Source organism: Catenulispora pinisilvae (genome assembly GCF_015356865.1).
Classification (GTDB): Bacteria; Actinomycetota; Actinomycetes; order Streptomycetales; family Catenulisporaceae; genus Catenulispora; species Catenulispora pinisilvae.
Map to the genome: position 1 here is coordinate 99,545 of NZ_JAAFZA010000005.1, position 18,597 is coordinate 118,141.

Annotated in this window: 15 protein-coding genes and 1 pseudogene; 7 read left to right on the plus strand and 9 right to left on the minus strand. The window is 70.4% G+C overall.

What is annotated here, in order from left to right; genetic code table 11:
* Positions 1 to 95 precede the first annotated feature (95 nt).
* The 4 genes from dnaG to IZR01_RS02895 form a co-directional block, all read right to left on the minus strand.
* Positions 96 to 2,240: a DNA primase gene (gene dnaG / locus IZR01_RS52945; RefSeq protein ID WP_194893101.1), complete on the minus strand. Its 2,145-nt coding sequence runs from the start codon at positions 2,238 to 2,240 to the stop codon at positions 96 to 98.
* A 21-nt stretch (positions 2,241 to 2,261) separates the two neighbouring features.
* A complete protein-coding gene (locus IZR01_RS02885) occupies positions 2,262 to 3,551 on the minus strand; it encodes a deoxyguanosinetriphosphate triphosphohydrolase (RefSeq protein WP_194922766.1) in 1,290 nt (429 codons plus the stop codon).
* 157 nt (positions 3,552 to 3,708) lie between these two features.
* Positions 3,709 to 4,032, minus strand: coding sequence for an EthD family reductase (locus IZR01_RS02890; RefSeq protein ID WP_194922767.1), 324 nt, complete (start codon positions 4,030 to 4,032; stop codon positions 3,709 to 3,711).
* Positions 4,033 to 4,088: 56 nt separating this feature from the next.
* Entirely contained in the window at positions 4,089 to 4,994 is a 906-nt protein-coding gene (locus tag IZR01_RS02895) for a sigma-70 family RNA polymerase sigma factor (protein WP_194893098.1), read from the minus strand.
* Between the two features lie 58 nt (positions 4,995 to 5,052).
* Here IZR01_RS02895 and IZR01_RS02900 point away from each other — a divergent pair, with 58 nt between their 5' ends.
* Positions 5,053 to 5,520 carry a DinB family protein gene (locus IZR01_RS02900; RefSeq protein WP_194922768.1) on the plus strand — a complete coding sequence of 156 codons (468 nt, stop codon included), beginning with the start codon at positions 5,053 to 5,055 and terminating at the stop codon, positions 5,518 to 5,520.
* Positions 5,521 to 5,658: 138 nt separating this feature from the next.
* Here the strand turns inward: IZR01_RS02900 and ppdK are convergent, their stop codons facing one another.
* Positions 5,659 to 8,379, minus strand: coding sequence for a pyruvate, phosphate dikinase (gene ppdK / locus IZR01_RS02905; RefSeq protein WP_194893096.1), 2,721 nt, complete (start codon positions 8,377 to 8,379; stop codon positions 5,659 to 5,661).
* Positions 8,380 to 8,715: 336 nt separating this feature from the next.
* Between ppdK and IZR01_RS02910 the strand changes: the two genes are divergently transcribed.
* Positions 8,716 to 9,267, plus strand: coding sequence for a YceI family protein (locus IZR01_RS02910; RefSeq protein WP_194893095.1), 552 nt, complete (start codon positions 8,716 to 8,718; stop codon positions 9,265 to 9,267).
* Between the two features lie 77 nt (positions 9,268 to 9,344).
* Here IZR01_RS02910 and dusB read toward each other — a convergent pair whose 3' ends face one another.
* Positions 9,345 to 10,538 carry a tRNA dihydrouridine synthase DusB gene (gene dusB, locus IZR01_RS02915; protein ID WP_194922769.1) on the minus strand — a complete coding sequence of 398 codons (1,194 nt, stop codon included), beginning with the start codon at positions 10,536 to 10,538 and terminating at the stop codon, positions 9,345 to 9,347.
* Between the two features lie 165 nt (positions 10,539 to 10,703).
* Here dusB and IZR01_RS02920 point away from each other — a divergent pair, with 165 nt between their 5' ends.
* Positions 10,704 to 11,477, plus strand: coding sequence for a hypothetical protein (locus tag IZR01_RS02920; RefSeq protein ID WP_194893093.1), 774 nt, complete (start codon positions 10,704 to 10,706; stop codon positions 11,475 to 11,477).
* A gap of 185 nt (positions 11,478 to 11,662) precedes the next feature.
* Here the strand turns inward: IZR01_RS02920 and IZR01_RS02925 are convergent, their stop codons facing one another.
* Positions 11,663 to 13,045 carry a glycine--tRNA ligase gene (locus IZR01_RS02925; protein ID WP_194893092.1) on the minus strand — a complete coding sequence of 461 codons (1,383 nt, stop codon included), beginning with the start codon at positions 13,043 to 13,045 and terminating at the stop codon, positions 11,663 to 11,665.
* A gap of 264 nt (positions 13,046 to 13,309) precedes the next feature.
* On the opposite strand from IZR01_RS02925, the gene IZR01_RS02930 reads away from it, so the two are divergent.
* From IZR01_RS02930 to IZR01_RS02945, 4 genes and pseudogenes are all read left to right on the plus strand, one after another.
* Positions 13,310 to 14,260: a metal ABC transporter substrate-binding protein gene (locus IZR01_RS02930; RefSeq protein WP_194893091.1), complete on the plus strand. Its 951-nt coding sequence runs from the start codon at positions 13,310 to 13,312 to the stop codon at positions 14,258 to 14,260.
* Between the two features lie 146 nt (positions 14,261 to 14,406).
* Positions 14,407 to 15,180, plus strand: a pseudogene (locus tag IZR01_RS02935) (metal ABC transporter ATP-binding protein); the annotation flags it as partial.
* Between the two features lie 179 nt (positions 15,181 to 15,359).
* A complete protein-coding gene (locus IZR01_RS02940; protein WP_194922770.1) occupies positions 15,360 to 16,265 on the plus strand; it encodes a metal ABC transporter permease in 906 nt (301 codons plus the stop codon).
* A gap of 127 nt (positions 16,266 to 16,392) precedes the next feature.
* Positions 16,393 to 16,833 carry a Fur family transcriptional regulator gene (locus tag IZR01_RS02945; RefSeq protein ID WP_307856714.1) on the plus strand — a complete coding sequence of 147 codons (441 nt, stop codon included), beginning with the start codon at positions 16,393 to 16,395 and terminating at the stop codon, positions 16,831 to 16,833.
* A gap of 143 nt (positions 16,834 to 16,976) precedes the next feature.
* On the opposite strand, the gene IZR01_RS02950 is transcribed toward IZR01_RS02945, so the two are convergent.
* Positions 16,977 to 17,873, minus strand: a complete 897-nt coding sequence (locus tag IZR01_RS02950) for an isoprenyl transferase (RefSeq protein WP_228558857.1) — start codon at positions 17,871 to 17,873, stop codon at positions 16,977 to 16,979.
* An 83-nt stretch (positions 17,874 to 17,956) separates the two neighbouring features.
* The coding region (gene recO / locus IZR01_RS02955; RefSeq protein WP_194922772.1) for a DNA repair protein RecO at positions 17,957 to 18,597 on the minus strand (641 nt) is incomplete at its 5' end.

The following is an 18,597-nucleotide window of genomic DNA, read 5'->3' on the forward strand; positions in this document are numbered from 1 at the left end:
TCGCCACACGCTTACCCCGCGTACCGCTGAGCTATCCCAGATAACGGAAACTGAACCAAGATCAGTGTTCCACGCCGGTCACGAAACCGTGACCGTTATGAGACTTCCGCCAGGCCACGCTTGTATTGCTCCAACGCGACCAGTTCACCGAAGAGTTTGTTGTATTCCTCTTGTCCGGTAACCGGATTCAGCCGTTGGAGTTTGGATCTCACGTCCTTGATACGCCGGTCCACGGTGTGGATGCGCACCCTTGTCATGACTTCGGCGACATACCGCTCGTCAGCGGCGCCGCGGACGTTGACCCGCTCGACGGTGAGCTCCGTGACCAGGCCGCGGATGGCGTCATCAGGGGCCTGATCTTGGATGCGACCGGTCCAATTGTTGTCATTGGCGGTGGTACATCCGCCGGCGCCGCGCACCGCCGCGCAGACCGCGGCATAGGCGGGAACGGTGAACTCCTCGGGCGCCAGCCCGTCGAAGGTGGCGCCGGCCAGTTGTGGGAACTGCAACGCCATCTTCAACGCCTCGCGCTCGGCGCCGGCGACCGGATCGCGGGGACTGGGAACGGTCGCGGCCTCGGCGCCGAACAGGCCGGCCGGCTCGTTGCCGTAACCGCCATTACCGTTGCCGTTGCCGCCGTAACCGCCACGGTTTCCGCCGCCGCCGTAGTTGCCGCGGTTGCCACCGCGATCGCCCCAGCCGCCGTCCCGGCCGCCACCGCCACCGCCACCGCGGCCTCCGGGACCGTCCTGGCCGCGACCGCCGCCATAGCCGCCCTGGCCGCCGCGCCGGTTGTTCGAGCCCTGATTCCCCCGGCGGTCGTTCCAGTCGCCGCCACGGCCGCCCCCGGCCCCGTAACCGCCGGCCCCGGCGGCATCGGCGGCGGCCGCGGCGTCGGTACGGCCGCCGGAAGCCGCGACGAGCCGGCGCACCGCGGGCCGCACCTCCGGTTCCTCCATCCCGAGCCAGCCGGCCAGCTGCCGGGTGTAGTCGCTGCGCATCGCCGCGTCGCGGATCTTCGCCACGATCGGGGCGGTGGCGCGCAGGGCGTGCATGCGGCCCTCGGGCTCGTCGAGGTTGTGCTTGGCCAGTTCGGCGCGGATCACGAACTCGAACAGCCGGGTCCGGGTGGCGACCAGTTCGCGGACCGCGGCGTCGCCCTTGGACAGCCGCAGATCGCAGGGGTCCATCCCGTTGGGTTCGACGGCGACGAAGGTCTGCGTGACGAACTTGTCCTCGTCCAGATAGGCGCGCATGGCCGCCTTCTGCCCGGCCGAGTCGCCGTCGAAGGTGAACACCACCTCCACGCCGAGGAACTGGTTCCGGTCGGCCAGCAGCCGTCGCAGCATCTTGATGTGGTCTTCGCCGAACGCGGTGCCGCAGGTGGCCACCGCGGTCGGGACTCCGGCCAGATGGCAGGCCATCACGTCGGTGTAGCCCTCGACCACGACCGCGCGCTCCTGCTTGACGATCTCGCGGCGCGCCATGTCCAGGCCGTACAGCACCGAGGACTTCTTGTAGATCGGGGTCTCGGGGCTGTTGAGGTATTTCGGGGTGTCCGGGTCGTCGGTGAGCCGGCGCCCGCCGAACCCGATGACGTCGCCGGACAGGTCGGCGATCGGCCACATCAGCCGGTTGCGGAAGCGGTCCATCGCGCCGCGCCGGCCCTCGGAGGCCAGACCGCTGGTCAGGATCTCTTTGTCGACGAATCCGCGGGCCCGCAGGTGCCGGACCAGCATCTCCCAGGACTCCGGTGCGTAGCCGACCCGGAAACGCTCGATCGCCGTCGGGTCGAAGCCGCGCGAGCTCAACAGTTCGCGGGCGTGGACGGCGGCCGGGGTGGCGAGTTGGTCCACGAAGTACTCGGCGGCGACCTTGTGCGCCTCCAACAGCCGGGTGCGCTCGCTGCGCTCGCCCTGCTTGGTGTAGCCGCCCTCGGTGTAGCGCAGTTCGATCTGGTACTGGCCCGCCAGGCGCTCGATCGAGTCGGTGAAGGAGAGGTGGTCGTACTCCATCACGAACTTGATGACGTCGCCGCCGACGCCGCAGCCGAAGCAGTGGTAGAAGTTCTTCGCCGGGCTGACCTGGAAGGACGGCGACTTCTCATCGTGGAAGGGACACAGTCCCTTCAGGTTGCCGCCGCCGGCGTTGGCGAGTTGCACGACGGCGCCGACGACATCGACGATCGAGGCCGCCCTGCGTACTCGCTCGATATCGTCGTCATTGATCCGTCCGGCCACGGAGAAAGCTTATCGGGGGTGTCAGACCGTTCCGAGTCGTGTGCTCAGCGCGTACGCGGCGTCATCGGTGAGTGACGCGACCTGGTCCACGACCACCCGCAGCCGGGTGCAGTCGTCGGCGGCCTCGGCGTACCAGGCGTGGAAGGCCGGCTCCAGGTACTCCGGCAGCGCCGACAGCCCCTCGACCAGGCCGGTGACCAGCTCCCGCTGCCGGCGGCGGCGCTCGCGGGCGTCGTCGCGCTGCATCACGTAGCGCGCGGTGATCGCCTTGAGCAGCGCGCACTCCAGCCGGGTCTCGCGCGGCACGACGAGGTCGGCGGCGTACCGGGTCAACGGGCCGGCGTCCTGGCCGGGGTCCAGGCCGGCGGCTTGGGCGGCCGCGGCGCGGGTGGCGGCGGCCGAGGACTGGCAGAACCGGCCGATCAGGCTGCTGGTGGCGTTCTTCAGCGCGGCCTGCGCGGCGAACGAGCCGTCGTAGTCGCCGGGCCAGTAGTCCAGGGCTTGCAGCCGGGCCAGTGCGTCGGACAGTTCGGGGGCGCTGGCTCCCGATGCGTAGCGGATCTCGGTCAGCTCGAAGAGCTCGGCCTGCTCGGTCAGCGAAAGCAGGGTCTTGGGGACGAGGAAGCCGGCGTGCAGCGCGTCCTCAAGATCGTGCACCGAGTAGGCCACATCGTCGGACCAGTCCATCACCTGCGCCTCGAAACAGCCCCGGCCGGGCACCGCGCCGTGCCGCATCCACTCGAAGACCGGCTCGTCGTCGGCGTAGACGCCGAACTTCGCGGTGCCGCGGGCCTGGCCCTCGGCCCGGGTCCACGGGTACTTCGTCGCGGCGTCCAGCGCGGCCCGGGTCAGGTTCAGCCCGCCGGGCTCCCCGTTCGGGCCCAGCGCCTTGGCCTCCAGCCGGACCAGGATCCGGAACGACTGCGCGTTGCCCTCGAAGCCGCCGCAGTCGGCCGTGGCCAGGGCCAGCGCTTCCTCGCCGGTGTGGCCGAACGGCGGGTGCCCGAGGTCGTGGGACAGACAGGCGGTCTCCATCAGGTCCGGGTCGGCGCCCAGTTCCTTGCCGAGTTCGCGGCCGATCTGCGCGCACTCCAGGCTGTGTGTGAGCCGGGTGCGGGGGCTGTCCAGGTAGGCGCCGTACGCCGAGTCGTTCGAGCCCGGCGCCACCACCTGGGTCTTGGCCGCCAGCCGGCGCAGCGCCGCGCTGTGCAGCACCCGGGCTCGGTCCCGCTCGAAGGCCGTCCGCCACTTGTTGCTGGGATGGTCGGGCAGATGACGCTGTCGGTCGGCGTCGGTGTACACATCGCTCACGGCCCCACGGTAACCCGCGCGGACCAACAGGAACTGAAGACTCGGCGGCGAGGCGGCTTGCTCGACGACGCGGCCGCCCCGGGAGGGTTGTCCCCGGGGCGGCCGTTTGCGGTGTGTCCTTGTTAGGCCGGTGTGGTTATGCGGTGTGTCCTTCTTACTAGAACAGTTCCTGCGGCGCACCGAGGATCATGGAGCGGGCGGCGGCGTTCTCCGCCATGCCGGTGGCGTCCTCGGCGCAGGCCTGGCCGGCCGGGGAGGCGAACGCGGTGCGCAACTCGTCCATCGAGTCCCAGCGCAGCTCGGCGATCCGGTAGTAGGGCTCGCCGCGGACCGGCTGGGGGTCGTCGGTGATGGCGTAGGAGCGTAGGCCGGGGAGTTCGCGGGCGAGCGGGATGTGGACCTCGCGGTAGTGCTTCTCAAAGGCCTCGGGGTCGGTCGGCTGCTCCCAAAGGAAGAGGAAGCGGACTGGTTCGGTGCTCATGACGGGTTCCTCTCGGTCGGTGTCTCGCCTGTACATACCGGCGGCACCGGCCGGACTCATCGCGGCAGGCCGAAAATCTCGAACAGGGCCGGGTCGGCGAACACCACGTTGGCTGTGACCAGGCCGCCGACGACGGTGAAGACTTGGAGGGTGTGCGGCTTGTGGGTGCCCGCGGCGGTCGGGGCGTAAGCGGCGAGCGCCGGCTGGCCGTTGGCGGTGGTGGGCACGGCGCGCCAGCCCGGACCGTGCATACGGAAGACGCGCTCCATGAACAGGCCGTAGTCGTCGCGGCCCCGGTACCAGAGCGGGACCGGCGGCATCTCCATGACCACGTCGTCCGCGAGCAGCTTCACCAGGGCCGGGACGTCGGCGGCCTCGAAGGCGTGGAGGTAGCGCTCGATGGTGGCGTGCCGCTCGGGGTCGGGGGTCTCGCGGACGTCGGTGGCGTCGCCGAGGTTGTCGACCGCCGCGCGGGCCCGCTGCAACGCGCTGTTCACGGCGGCGACGCTGGTGCCGAGCTGCTGCGCGACCTCGGCGGCGGAGAAGTCGAGGACGTCGCGCAGCACCAGCGCGGCCCGCTGCCGCGCGGGCAGTTCCTGCACCGCGGCGATCCAGGCCAGACGCAGGTCGGCGCGGGCGTCGGCGTCGAAGCGGGCGTCCGGGAACGGCTCCAGCCAGGGGACGTCCAGCGCCGGCCGCAACGCCGCCTCGGTGTCGCGGCTGGGCGCGCCGAGGCCGGACGGCAGCGGACGGCGGCTGCGGGATTCCAGCGCGGTCAGGCAGACGTTGGTCGCGATGCGGTAGAGCCAGGTCCGCAGCGAGGCGCGGGCCGGGTCGAAGCGGTCGCGGGCCTTCCAGGCCCGGAGCAGCGTCTCCTGGACCTGGTCCTCGGCGTCGTGGACGGAACCGAGCATGCGGTAGCAGTACGCGGTGAGCTCCGCCCGGTGCGCTTCGAGGTCCACTGGTCCAGCCTACGGAGGCCCCACCCACTGCGGCCACGCGAACGTTAGCGTTGCGCTCATGAGCGATCTGGGCCCGCCCGCCGTCGTCGCCGGGGAGAAGGAGACGCTGCTCGCCTTTCTGCGCTACCTGCGCGAGGCGATCATCCGCAAGGTCGAGGGACTGCCGGACGACGTCGCGCGCCGCCCCGGCGTCCCGTCCGGCACCAGCCCGCTGGGGATGCTGAAGCACCTGTCCGGGGCGGAGCTGGTGTGGCTGGAGTGGGCGTTCCTCGGCCGGGACCCGTTCCCGGACACTTCGATGGAGGTGGCGCAGACGGACACCGTCGCGGGGTGCGTGGCGGGCTACCGCGCGGCGACGGCGCGGGCCGACGCACTCTGGGCATCGCTGGAGGACCTGGACGCGGTCTCGGCGCGCGAGGACCGGACGCTGCGCTGGATCCTGGTACACACGGTCGAGGAGCTGGCGCGGCATGCCGGGCAGCTGGACATCTTGCGGGAGCTGATCGACGGGGATGTGGGGCGGTGAGCGCCGCGAGACCTGCGGGGTCTGCGCTCGCGCTACCTGCGGGGTCTGCGATACCTGCGACACCAGTAGCGGCCGCGGAATGAAAGCAGGCCGGGCGCCCCGAAGGACACCCGGCCGCATCACTGTCGACTACCTACCTCACCGGGAATCGCTCCCCGCCGACTCGATCGCCGCCCGGGCCGCCTCCAGCCGCGCCACCGGCACGCGGAACGGCGAGCAGGACACGTAGTCCAGCCCCACCTCGTGGAAGAAGTGCACCGAGTCCGGGTCGCCGCCGTGCTCGCCGCAGACGCCGAGCTTCAGCTCCGGGCGGGCCTTGCGGCCCTCCTCGACGGCGATGCGGACCAGCTTGCCGACGCCCTCGCGGTCCAGGGTCTCGAACGGCGAGACGCCGAAGATGCCGCGCTCCAGGTACGCCGAGAAGAACGCGCCCTCGACGTCGTCGCGGGAGAAGCCCCACGTGGTCTGCGTCAGGTCGTTCGTGCCGAAGGAGAAGAACTGCGCGGCCTCGGCGATCTGGCCGGCGGTCAGGGCCGCGCGGGGCAGCTCGATCATCGTGCCGATCAGGCTGCGGACGTCGGCGCCGGTGCGCTCCTTGACCTCGTCCAGGACCTGCTGGGCCTCGTCGCGGACGATCTCCAGCTCCTGGACCGCGCCGACCAGCGGAACCATGATCTCCACCCGGGCCACGCCGCCGGCCTTGGCGACCTGCGCCGCGGCCTCGGCGATCGCGCGGACCTGCATCATGAACAGGCCGGGGATGACCAGGCCCAGGCGCACGCCGCGCAGGCCCAGCATCGGGTTGGCCTCGTGCATCTTGTGCACGGCCTGGAGCAGCCGCAGGTCGCCCTCGTTGTGCTCGCCCTGGGCCTCGGCCACCGCCACCCGCACCGACAGCTCGGTGATGTCCGGCAGGAACTCGTGCAGCGGCGGGTCCAGCAGGCGCACGGTCACCGGCAGGCCGCCCATGGCGGTGAAGATCGCGACGAAGTCGTCGCGCTGCATCGGCAGCAGCTCGCCCAGGGCGCCCTGGCGCTCCTCGTCGTCGTCGCCGGCCAGGATCAGGCGCTCGATCAGCGCCCGCCGCTCGCCGAGGAACATGTGCTCGGTCCGGCACAGGCCGATGCCCTGCGCGCCGAAGCGGCGGGCGCGGGCGGCGTCCTCGGGGGTGTCGGCGTTGGCCCGGACGTAGAGCCGGCGGCGCTCGTCGGACCAGGTCATGATCCGGTGCACGGCCTTGACCAGGTCGCCGGCCTTCGGGGAGTCGGCACCGAGCCGGCCCTCGAAGTACTCCACCACCGGGGAGGCGACGACCGGGACCTCGCCGAGGTAGACGGCGCCGTTGGTGCCGTCGACCGAGATCACGTCGCCCTCCTCGACCACCTCGCCGTTCGGCGCGGTCATCCGGCGGCCCTTGGTGTCCACGTCCAGCGACTCCGCGCCGCACACGCAGGTCTTGCCCATGCCGCGGGCGACGACCGCGGCGTGCGAGGTCTTGCCGCCGCGCGAGGTGAGGATGCCTTGCGCCGCGATCATGCCGTTGAGGTCGTCGGGGTTGGTCTCGCGGCGGATCAGGATGACCTTCTCCCCCGAGCGCGACCACTTGACCGCGGTGTAGGAGTCGAACACGGCCTTGCCGGACGCGGCGCCCGGGGAGGCGTTCATACCGGTCGCGATGCGGTCGGCCTTGGCGTTCTCATCGAAGCGCGGGAACATCAGCTGCGCCAGCTGCGCGCCGGTGACCCGGTCCACGGCCTCGTCCGAGCTGATCCGGCCCTCGTCGACCAGCTGGACGGCGATCCGGAAGGCGGCGGCCGCGGTGCGCTTGCCGACCCGGGTCTGGAGCATCCACAGCTTGCCGGACTCGATAGTGAACTCGATGTCGCACAGGTCGCGGTAGTGCTCTTCGAGCTTGGCCATGATGGCGGTGAGCTCGGCGTAGGACTTGGGGTCCAGGGAGCCGAGCTCTTCGAGCTGCATGGTGTTGCGGATACCGGCGACGACGTCCTCGCCCTGCGCGTTCTGCAGGTAGTCGCCGTAGACGCCGGTCTGGCCGGACGCCGGGTCGCGGGTGAAGGCGACGCCGGTACCGGAGTCCATGCCGAGGTTGCCGAAGACCATGGAGCAGATGTTGACCGCGGTACCCAGGTCGTTGGGGATGCGCTCCTGGCGTCGGTAGAGCTTGGCGCGGTCGCCGTTCCAGGACTCGAACACGGCGCGGATCGCCAGGTCCATCTGCTCGCGCGGGTCCTGCGGGAAGGGGCGGCCGGCCTCCTTCTCCACGATCGCCTTGAACGCCTCGACCAGGCCGCGCAGGTCATCGGCGCCCAGGTCCAGGTCGTTCTGCGTGCCCTTGGCGTGCTTGGCGGTGTCCAGGGCCTCGTCGAAGTGCTCGCCGTCGATGCCCAGCACGGTCTTGCCGAACATCTGGATCAGCCGGCGGTAGGAGTCCCAGGCGAAGCGTCCCGTCTGTCCACCGGCCTCAGCCTCGGCGGCCTGGGCGGCCAGACCGTGGACCGATTCGTCGTTCAATCCGATGTTCAGGACCGTGTCCATCATCCCCGGCATGGAGAACTTGGCACCGGAGCGGACCGAGACCAGGAGCGGGCCGTCGGCCTGGCCCAGCTTCTTGCCCATCTTCGCCTCAAGCGCGTCGAGGTACTCCGACACCTGCTCCCGCAGTTCCGGCGGCTCCTGGCCCTGCTCCAGATACACCCGGCAGGCGTCGGTGGTGATGGTGAAGCCGGGAGGGACCGGCAGCCCGATGTTGGTCATCTCGGCGAGGTTGGCACCCTTGCCGCCGAGCAGGTCCTTGAGGTCCTTGTTGCCTTCGGTGAAGTCGTACACGAACTTCGGCACGCAGATACTCCCTGACTGATCTGTGTGGCACACACCGCGGCGACGACGGGACGGAACTGAGGGGGTGTCCCGCCGCACTGCCCTGACGCTGCGGAGCGTAGCGCGTCGGCCGGGCGTGTTCGCCTGGGCTATACCCCGATTCAAGCGTTTCGTTCCTGTGAGCCGCCTCACCCGGGGGTGCCGGGGCGCGGGGCGGGTCACCCGTGCGGACCCCGCCGGGAATCGCGGGGAATGAAAGTACCGCAGGGTGTGCTGTGGGGGACGATAGGTTAGTTGAAGCCTCAATCAAGATCCTCGGCGCCCGTGCTCCGAGCCCAGCAGGAGGAAGCAGCCACAATGAGCACCGACTACGCGTCCCTGACCGGCGATTACACCTTTGATGTCGCACACAGCTCGGTCGGGTTCATCGCCCGGCACGCCATGGTGACCAAGGTGCGCGGGGGCTTCAACGAGTTCGAGGGCGAGATCCACCTCGACGGCGCGAACCCGGAGAAGAGCAGCGCGACCGCCACGGTGAAGGTGGCCAGCGTCGACACCCGCAACGAGCAGCGCAACGGCCACCTGCTCTCCGGCGACTTCTTCGAGCAGGAGAAGTACCCGGACATGACCTTCAAGTCCACCGGCATCACGCCCAAGGGCGAGGACCAGTTCACCCTGCGCGGCGACCTGACCGTCAAGGACGTCACCAAGCCGGTCGACTTCGACGTCGAGTTCCTGGGCACCACCGTGGACCCCTACGGCAACACCCGCATCGGCTTCGAGGCCAAGACCACGGTCAGCCGCAAGGAGTTCGGCATGACCTGGAACGCCGCCCTGGAGACCGGCGGCGTGCTGGTCAGCGACAAGATCCAGATCGAGCTGGAGATCTCGGCGATCAAGCAGAGCTGAGCCGTTCGATCACCGGACTGAGCGCCGGGACCGCCTGGAGGGTCCCGGCGCTCTTTCTGCACCTGAAGCGGCGCGCCTCACCCACCCGAGTCCTCCATCTCCGCGCCGGCCGGCACCGTGTCGTCGTCCCGGTCGTCGAGCCAGCCGTAGGGCAGCGTGACCTTGCCCGGGGAGTTGGTGCGGCCGCGGGGCTTGCCGAGGGTGTCGGTCGGGAACGGGGTGGCCGGGTCCAGGCGGGCGAAGAAGGCGTCGAGTTCGGCCAGTGACGAGGACATCGCCAGGCCGCGGCGGATGTCGCCGCCGACCGGGAAGCCCTTGAGGTACCAGGCCACGTGCTTGCGGAAGTCGATGACGCCCTCGCGCTCGGTGCCGAGCCAGGAGGCCAGGAGTTCGGCGTGGCGGCGCATGGTGGCCATGACCTCGCCGAGGTCGGGGAGCTTGCGCTCGGTGCGGCCCGCGAACGCCGCCGCGAGGTCTGCGCTGTGCTCGTCGGTCGCCGACCCTCGCGGCGATAAGGCTGCCGCGAGGTCTGCGAACAACCAGGGTCGCCCCAGGCAGCCGCGTCCGACCACCACGCCGTCGGCCCCGGTCTGGCTCATCATGCGCAGCGCGTCGTCGGCTTCCCAGATGTCGCCGTTGCCGAGGACCGGGACGTCGAGTTCGTCCTTCAGGGCCTTGATGGCGGTCCAGTCCGCCTCGCCGCTGTAGCGCTGGGCCGCGGTGCGGCCGTGCAGCGCGACCCAGGCGGCGCCGGCGTCCTGGGCGATGCGGCCGGCCTCCAGGAAGGTGTGGTGCTCCTCGTCGATGCCGATGCGCATCTTGACGGTGACCGGGATGCCGGCCGGGGCGGCGGCTTGGACCGCGGCTTCGACGATCTGGCCGAACAACCGGCGTTTGTAGGGCAGAGCCGCGCCGCCGCCCTTGCGTGTGACGCGCGGAACTGGGCATCCGAAGTTCATGTCCACGTGGTCGGCCAGGTCCTCGGCGGCGATCATCTCCACCGCCTTGCGGACTGTGACCGGATCCACACCGTACAACTGAAGGCTGCGCGGCTTCTCGTCGCCGGCGAAGGTCACCATGCGCAGGGTCTTCTCGTTCCGCTCCACCAGGGCGCGGGTCATGACCATCTCGCAGACGTAGATCCCGGCTCCGTGCTCGCGGCACAGCTGGCGGAACGCCACGTTGGTGATGCCGGCCATCGGGGCGAGCACCACGGGCGGCGCAACGGGCAGGGAGCCCAGAGTGAGGTTCGGTTTGTCTGGGGAAGTCACCGTTCCAGGATCCCATAGCACGACGGGACACCCGTTCGGATATTCCAGTCGGCCTTCGGACAACCGGCCCGTTAGTCTGAACGTCATAAGGAAAGAGTTAAGAAACCGGCGGGGGGACCGCTGGAACAGCAGAACAGCGGGTGGGCGAGAGTGAGTGGAGAAGTGGTGAGAGGCAACCGCACCGGCGGCAGCGGTGCGGCAGCGAACGGCCCGCGGGGGCGGGGGCCGGAGCGTGGGCGCGACAAAATGGCGACCGGCCTGCTGGCCGGGGCGCTGGGGGTGTTCATGGCGATCGGGATCTCGGCGTGCAACACGAACCCGCACGCCGCGGACATCCCGCCGCCGTCGACCGAGAACCAGCCGGCGGCCAACGGCCAGAGCCCGGACACCGAGTCCAGCGCGCACCACAAGGCGCCGCCCAAGCCGGGCATAGTGCTGCCCAACACGATCCAGGTGCTCTACGCGACCACGCCCGCGTTCCAGGACCTGACGCACCACATCGTGCTGTGGAACGCCTCGCAGGCGTACAAGGCCATGTACGCCGCGGCCTACCAGCCGACCCAGGCCGCGACCGCGGACCTGAAGCGCTACTGGACCGGGACCGGCTACGAGGCGGCCCACGCCTGGGCCCAGCAGTGGATCGACACCAAGCACCAGCCGGTGGGCTTCACGGTCCTGTCGAACGTGGTGGTGGAGAACCTGACCCCCGAGCAGGCCACCGTGGGCTTCTGCGAGGACCTGTCCGGCGTGGTGAGCGGCAACGTCGCGACCCACACCCCGGGCAAGGCCCTGCAGGCGAAGAACTCCCTCGGCAACCGGGTCGAGTACAGCATGGTGCCGACCGGTGTGAAGGGGCAGTGGCAGGTGAACGGGGAGTCGATGGCCCGGGCCTCGGCCATGTGCCCGCCGCCCGGGGAGCAGAAGAAGCACCACCACTGAGCTGGGAGGCGTCGGTGGGGTTCGGTTGACCCCACCGGCGCGAGTCTCGTGGCCGCACGATGAAGGGTGGGCCTCCGGAGTCCCCGGTGGCCCACCCTATTGCTGCCTCAGTAGTGCCTCAGCAGTACGTCAGTAGCTCGTACGTCAGTAGCTCGTACGTCGACAGCAAGTACGTCAGCAGCGCCTCAGGCGCCGATCAGCCGGGCCGCGAGGTACCCCTGGACCTGGTCCAAGGCCACCCGCTGCTGCTCCATCGAGTCCCGCTCCCGAACCGTCACGGCCTGGTCGTCGAGCGTGTCGAAGTCCACCGTGATGCAGAACGGGGTGCCGATCTCGTCCTGGCGGCGGTAGCGGCGGCCGATGGCGCCGGCGTCGTCGAACTCGACGTTCCAGTTCTTGCGCAGCAGCTGCGCGAGGTCGCGCGCCTTGGGCGAGAGGTCGGCGTTGCGGGACAGCGGCAGGACGGCGGCCTTCACCGGCGCCAGCCGCTTGTCCAGCCGCAGCACCTTGCGGACCTCCATCACGCCCTTGGCGTTCGGGGCCTCGTCCTCGGCGTAGGCGTCCAGCAGGAACGCCAGCATGCCGCGGTTGACGCCGGCCGCCGGCTCGACCGCGAACGGCGTCCAGCGCTCGCCGGTCTCCTGCTCCAGCTGGGTGAAGTCCTCACCGGAGTGCTTGGCGTGCGTGGCCAGGTCGAAGTCGGTGCGGTTGGCGACACCCTCCAGCTCGGAGAACTCCTGGCCGCCGAAGTTGAAGCGGTACTCGATGTCGACGGTGCGCTTGGAGTAGTGCGACAGCTTCTCGGCCGGGTGCTCGTAGAAGCGCAGGTTCTCAGCCTTCAGACCCAGGTCGGTCCACCAGTTGTAGCGCTCGTTGAGCCAGTACTCGAACCACGTCTCGTCCTCGCCGGGCTTGACGAAGAACTCCATCTCCATCTGCTCGAACTCGCGGGTGCGGAAGATGAAGTTGCCCGGCGTGATCTCGTTGCGGAACGACTTGCCGATCTGGCCGATGCCGAACGGCGGCTTCTTGCGCGAGGCGTCGCGGACCGTCTTGTAGGACACGAAGATGCCCTGCGCGGTCTCCGGACGCAGGTAGGCCAGGCCCGCCTCGTCCATGGTGACGCCCAGGTGGGTCTGGAGCATCAGGTTGAACACCTTGGGCTCGGTGAACGTGCCCTTGTTGCCGCAGTTCGGACAGTTGAGGTCGGCCAGTCCGCGCTCGGGGACCCGGTTGTGCTTGGCCTCGTAGGCCTCGATGAGGTGGTCCTCGCGGAACCGCTTGTGGCAGGACTGGCACTCGGTCAGCGGGTCGGTGAACTCCTTGACGTGGCCGGAGGCCTCCCACACCTCGCGCGCCAGGATGACCGAGGAGTCCAGGCCGACGACGTCCTCCCGGCCGGTGACCATGGTCTTCCACCACTGGCGCTTGATGTTCTCCTTCAGCTCCACGCCGAGCGGCCCGTAGTCGTAGGCGGCACGCGTACCGCCGTAGATCTCGCTGGAGGGGAAGACGAAGCCTCGGCTCTTCGCGAGCCGGACGATGGTCTCGATCTTGTCGGCGGCCACAGTCGCTCTCTTTCTTGTTGCCACCGCATCCACGGTGGCGAAGCCCGGCCGGATGCCGGGTTTCGGATGATGGCCCAGCTTAGCGGGTTCCCACGGCGGTTTCGGAATGGTTTCCCGCCCAGGTCGCGCATTGTGCGGCGGCCGGAGGAGGACGTTGCGGACGGATCCGCCGCGATCCACCGCGGACCGGCCCGCACCGCCCCCGGATCGTGTGCAAGATCATGAGAATTGACAATCATTTTCATTTTCAGCGACCATGGAGGCATGCCGTTCCGCACCGCCGAGCCCCGCCGCCGTTTCCGGCCCGGGGTCCCGGCGCGCGTGGGCGGCCTGGTCGCCGTCCTGATCGCGGCGCTGACCCTGAGCGGCTGTCTGAAGCAGTCCGACCAGCACACCGCCGACGGCCGGCTCGACGTGGTGGCCGGCTTCTACCCCTTCGCCCACCTCGCCGAGCAGATCGGCGGCGACCACGTGAGCGTCCGGAACCTCACCAAGCCCGGCGCCGAGCCGCACGACCTGGAGCTGACGCCGTCCCAGGTCGGCGCGGTCAGCAAGGCGGACCTGGCGATCTACGAGAAGGGCCTGCAACCGGCCGTGGACGCCGCGGTGGCGCAGAACAAGCCCAAGGCCGCCCTGGACACCGCCACCGTGGTGCACCTGGAGGACCACGGCGACCTCGGCGAGGGCGACGCGCACAGCGCCGACCCGCACGTCTGGCTGGACCCCGTCGACTTCGCGAAGATCGCCGACGCGGTCTCGGCCGAGCTCCAGCACATCGACCCCGCGCACGCCGCCGACTTCCAGGCCAACCAGTCCGCGCTGGACGGCGAGCTGCGGACGCTGGACGCCGACTACCGGGCCGGACTGGCGCACTGCCAGCGCAAGGACATCGTCACCAGCCACGCGGCGTTCGGCTACCTCGCCGAGCGCTACGGCCTGGTCCAGGTCCCGATCGCCGGCCTGTCCCCGGACGACGAGCCCAGCGCGGCCCACCTCGCGAAGATCCAGGACCTGATCAAGACTAAGGGCGTGACCACGGTCTTCTTCGAGACTCTGGCCAGCCCCAAGACCGCGCGGACGCTGGCCGCGGACACCGGGACCAAGGCCGCGGTGCTCGATCCGATCGAGGGGGTCAAGGACCCCTCGAAGCAGGACTATCTGTCGATCATGCGCGACAACCTGGCCGCGCTGCGCAGTGCGCTGGGGTGTTCCTGATGGGGCGCGAGGTCCGGCACCCGGCCGGGAGCCCCGGCTCCGGGGCGGCCGGCGGATCCGGCGTGGCCGGGGGCTCCGACGCGGCCGGCAGCTTCGGTGCGGCCGGGAACTTCGGCGCGACCGACAGCCTCGGCATGATCGCCGGGATGACCGGCCCGGCCGACGACGCACCGGTCGCGCCGGTGGTGGCCGCGCGGCACGTGACCGTCTCCCTCGGCGGCCGGGCCATCCTGCACGGAGTGGACCTCGAAGTGCCCGGCGGCCAGACCGTCGCACTGCTGGGAGCCAACGGCTCGGGCAAGTCCACGCTGGTCAAGACGGTCGTCGGGCTGTATCCGACGGACGGCGGCCGGGTCGAGCTGTTCGGCACTCCGCTGCCGGAGTTCAAGGCCTGGCAGCGGGTCGGCTACGTGCCGCAGCGCACCACCGCCGCGGCCGGGGTGCCGGCCACGGTCGGCGAGGTCGTCGCCTCAGGCCTGCTCGGCCCACGCACCTGGATAAGCCGCCGCACCCGGGGCGACCGCGCCGCCGTGCGCGAGGCGCTGGCCACGGTCGGGATGCTGGACCGGGTCGGCGACCCGGTGGCCGCGCTGTCCGGCGGCCAGCAACAGCGGGTGCTGATCGCCCGGGCCCTGGCCCGCCGCCCGGACTTGCTGATCATGGACGAGCCGATGGCCGGGGTGGACCTGGTCAGCCAGCAGGCCTTCGCCGACACGCTGGCGGAGCTGTCCGCGCACGGCACCACGCTGCTGCTGGTCCTGCACGAGCTGGGCCCGCTGGCCCGGCTCATCGACCGCACGGTCGTGCTGCGCGCCGGGACCGTCCGGTACGACGGCGTGCCGATCGAGCACGGCGAGCTGGACGCCGGGCACGCACAGGTCGGACACATCCACGTCCATCCGCACGCCGGGACGGCCGAGGCGCCCGGGACGCCGGAACTTCCGCCGGGACACGCGCCGGTGGAGACGATGAGCGTCCGCGGCCCGCGCATTTCCCGCGGCTCCGAGATTCCCCGAAGCCCGCGTGTCCCTGAAAGCCCCCGCATTTCCGGAAGCCCTCGCATTTCCCCCATTTACGAAAGCCCCGAGGCAGGCCCCGCATGCTGAACGACACCATCTTCAGCCTGCCCTTCATGCAGCGCGCCTTCCTGGCCGCGCTGGCCATCGGGCTGGCCGCCCCGGCCATCGGCACCTACCTGGTACAGCGGCGGCTGGCGCTGATGGGCGACGGGCTCGGGCACGTCGCGCTCACCGGCGTGGGCCTGGGCCTGGTCACGAACACCTCGCCGGTGTGGGGCGCGGTGCTGGTCGCGGTGGGCGGGGCCGCAGCCGTGGAGCTGATCCGGGAACGCGCCAAGGCCAGCGGCGACGTGGCCCTGGCCATGCTCTTCTACGGCGGGCTGGCCGGCGGCTCGATGCTGATCTCGCTGTCCGGCGGCAACGCGAACCTGAACTCGTACTTGTTCGGCTCGATCCTGTCCACGTCGGCCGGCGACGTGTGGGCGATCGCGGCGCTGGCCGTCGGCGTGCTGCTGGTCAGCCTCGGGCTGCGGCGCGCGATGTTCGCGGTCTGCCAGGACGAGGAGTTCGCCAAGGTCGCCGGGCTGCCGGTACGGGCGCTGAACCTGCTGCTTGCGGTCACCACCGCGGTGACGGTGACCGTGGGCATGCGGGTGGTCGGGGTGCTGATGGTCAGCGCCCTGATGGTGGTCCCGGTCGCCGCCGCGCAGCAGCTGACCCGGGCCTTCGCCGCCACGATGGGCGCGGCCATGGCGATCGGGGTGGGCGCGGCGTTCTCCGGGGTCACCATGTCGTACTACGCGGACACCCCGCCCGGCGCGTCGATCGTGCTGATCGCGATCGCGGTGTTCCTGCTCGCTAGCATCTGCGCCGGGCTGCTGCGCCGCGGCCGGGGCCGCACCCGCACGCGGGCGCGCGAACCCGACCCCGCGCAAGGACCCACACCCGAACAAGCGGTCGCAACCGGACGGAGCCTGCCACAATGACATCGGCGTCGGGCCACCGGCCGGCCGCCCCGGGCCGACCGCCCGACGACGGTATGAAGAACGCACCGCAGATCGCACGCACCGCACGGACCGCACGCACCGCACGCCAACCGCTAGGAGAAGGACAGTGAGTACCGCAGACACCTCCGGCGACCACCACGGCGACACCGGCCGGGGCCTGCCGGCCCAGGGCCGCTCCACCCGCCAGCGGTCGGCGGTCGCGGCGCTGCTGGACGAGGTCGACGACTTCCGCAGCGCCCAGGACCTGCACGACCTGCTCAAGCAGCGCGGCGAATCGGTCGGCCTGACCACGGTCTACCGCGCCCTGCAGTCGCTGGCCGACGCCGGCGAGGTGGACGTCCTGCGCACCGGCGACCGCGAGGTGATCTACCGGCGCTGCTCCACCCCGCGGCACCACCACCACCTGGTGTGCCGGGAGTGCGGCAAGACCGTCGAGGTCGAGGGCCCGGCGGTGGTGGAGAGCTGGGCGGCCCGGGTGGCCGCCGAGCACGGGTACCGGGACGTGTCGCACACGCTGGAGATCTTCGGGACCTGCGGGGACCACTGAGGGCTGGGGCCTGAAGGCCCGAGGACCTGACCTGGGGGCAGGCGGGCCTGGCGCGGACCCGGCACGGTAGCTTGGGATGCGCACGAGGGCGTCCCGCGGTCGTCGCATGATCGCGGAGCGCCCTCGGCGTTTGTAGCGTTTTGTTACGCCGCCTCGTCCGGGTCCGCGTACGCGCGCTCGTCGTACTCGTACTCCGGCTCCTGCTCGACCGCGGCGAACTGCTCCTCGTTGGTGAGGGCGCCGCCGTAGCGGCGGTCGCGGCCGGCGAAGGACTCGCAGGCGTGCCACAGGTTGGTGCGGTCGAAGTCCGGCCAGAGGGTGTTGTCGAACACGAACTCCGCGTAGGCCGACTCCCACATGAGGAAGTTGGAGGTGCGGTGCTCGCCGGAGGAGCGGATGAACAGGTCCACGTCCGGCATGTCCGGCTCGTAGAGGTACCGGGTGACCGTCTTCTCGTTGATCTTGGCCGGGTCCAGGCGGCCGGCCTTGATGTCCCGGCCCATGGCGGCCATGGCGTCGGCGATCTCCCAGCGGCCGCCGTAGTTGACGCACATGGTGAGGGTCAGGAGCTTGTTGTCTTTGGTGCGCTCCTCGGCCCACTCCAACTCGTCGATGACCGACTTCCACAGCCGGGGGCGGCGGCCGGCCCAGCGGATGCGGACGCCGAGTTCGTCCATCTCGCCGATACGGCGGCGGATGGTGTCGCGGTTGAAGCCCATGAGGAAGCGGACCTCTTCCGGGGAGCGCTTCCAGTTCTCGGTGGAGAAGGCGTAGGCGGAGATGTGCGTGATGCCGCCGAGCTGCACCGCGCCCTCGACCACGTCGAACAGCGAGGCCTCGCCGACCTTGTGGCCCTCTATGCGCGACAGGCCGCGCTCCTTGGCCCAGCGGCCGTTGCCGTCCATCACCAGGGCCACGTGCCGGGGCACCAGGTCCAGCGGGATGTCCGGCGGCAGCGCGCCGCGCTTGTGCGGGAAGGGGTCCCGGTTGACGCCCGGCTGCCGCTTGGCGAGGCGCTCTTCCAGGATCCGACGGGTCAGTCTCACCGCTCCACCTATCTCGTCCTACGTATCTCGTTCTACGTAGCTGTGCTCATCACCGCTGTGCTCATCACCGCTCATGGTCACCGCTCGACCAGCCGCAGGGACCGCAGGCCGCGTTCCAGGTGCCACTGCAGGTAGGCGGCGACCAGGCCGCTGCCCTCCCGCCGGTGCTTGTCGGCACTGGCGTCGGCCGCCCCCCAGTCCCCCGCGAGCAACGCCCCGAGCAGGGCAAGTGTCTCACGGGCCGGGGCCACCGACCCAGACGGCTTGCAGTCCGAGCACACCACCCCGCCGGCCGGCAGGTTGAAGAACCGGTGCGCACCCGGATCGCCGCAGCGGGCACAGTCCTCGAAGGACGGCGCGTAGCCGGCGACGGCCAGGGAGCGCAGCAGGAACGCGTCCAGGACCAGCCCGGCGGCGTGCTCTCCAGAAGCCAGCGTACGCAACCCGCCGACCAACAGGAGGTACTGCTGCACGGCGGGCACATCATCTTCACTCAACCGCTCGGCGGCCTCCAGCATCGCCTGCCCGGCGGTGTAGGCCGGATAGTCGGCGACCAGCGACCCCCCGTACGCCGCCAACGTCTCAGCCTGGGTGACCAAGTGCAGGTCACGCCCTTGCTTCTCGAAGATCTGGACATCCACGAAGGTGAACGGCTCCAACCGCGACCCGAACTTCGACGAAGTCCGCCGCACCCCCTTGGCCCTGTCTCTTATACACA

Coding starts and splice junctions, on each gene's coding strand:
- IZR01_RS02890 (WP_194922767.1), bottom strand. CDS start 4,032: ATGAGCACCGAACCAGTCCGCTTCCTCTTCCTTTGGGAGCAGCCGACC.
- IZR01_RS02900 (WP_194922768.1), top strand. CDS start 5,053: ATGAGCGATCTGGGCCCGCCCGCCGTCGTCGCCGGGGAGAAGGAGACG.
- IZR01_RS02910 (WP_194893095.1), top strand. CDS start 8,716: ATGAGCACCGACTACGCGTCCCTGACCGGCGATTACACCTTTGATGTC.
- IZR01_RS02930 (WP_194893091.1), top strand. CDS start 13,310: ATGCCGTTCCGCACCGCCGAGCCCCGCCGCCGTTTCCGGCCCGGGGTC.
- IZR01_RS02940 (WP_194922770.1), top strand. CDS start 15,360: ATGCTGAACGACACCATCTTCAGCCTGCCCTTCATGCAGCGCGCCTTC.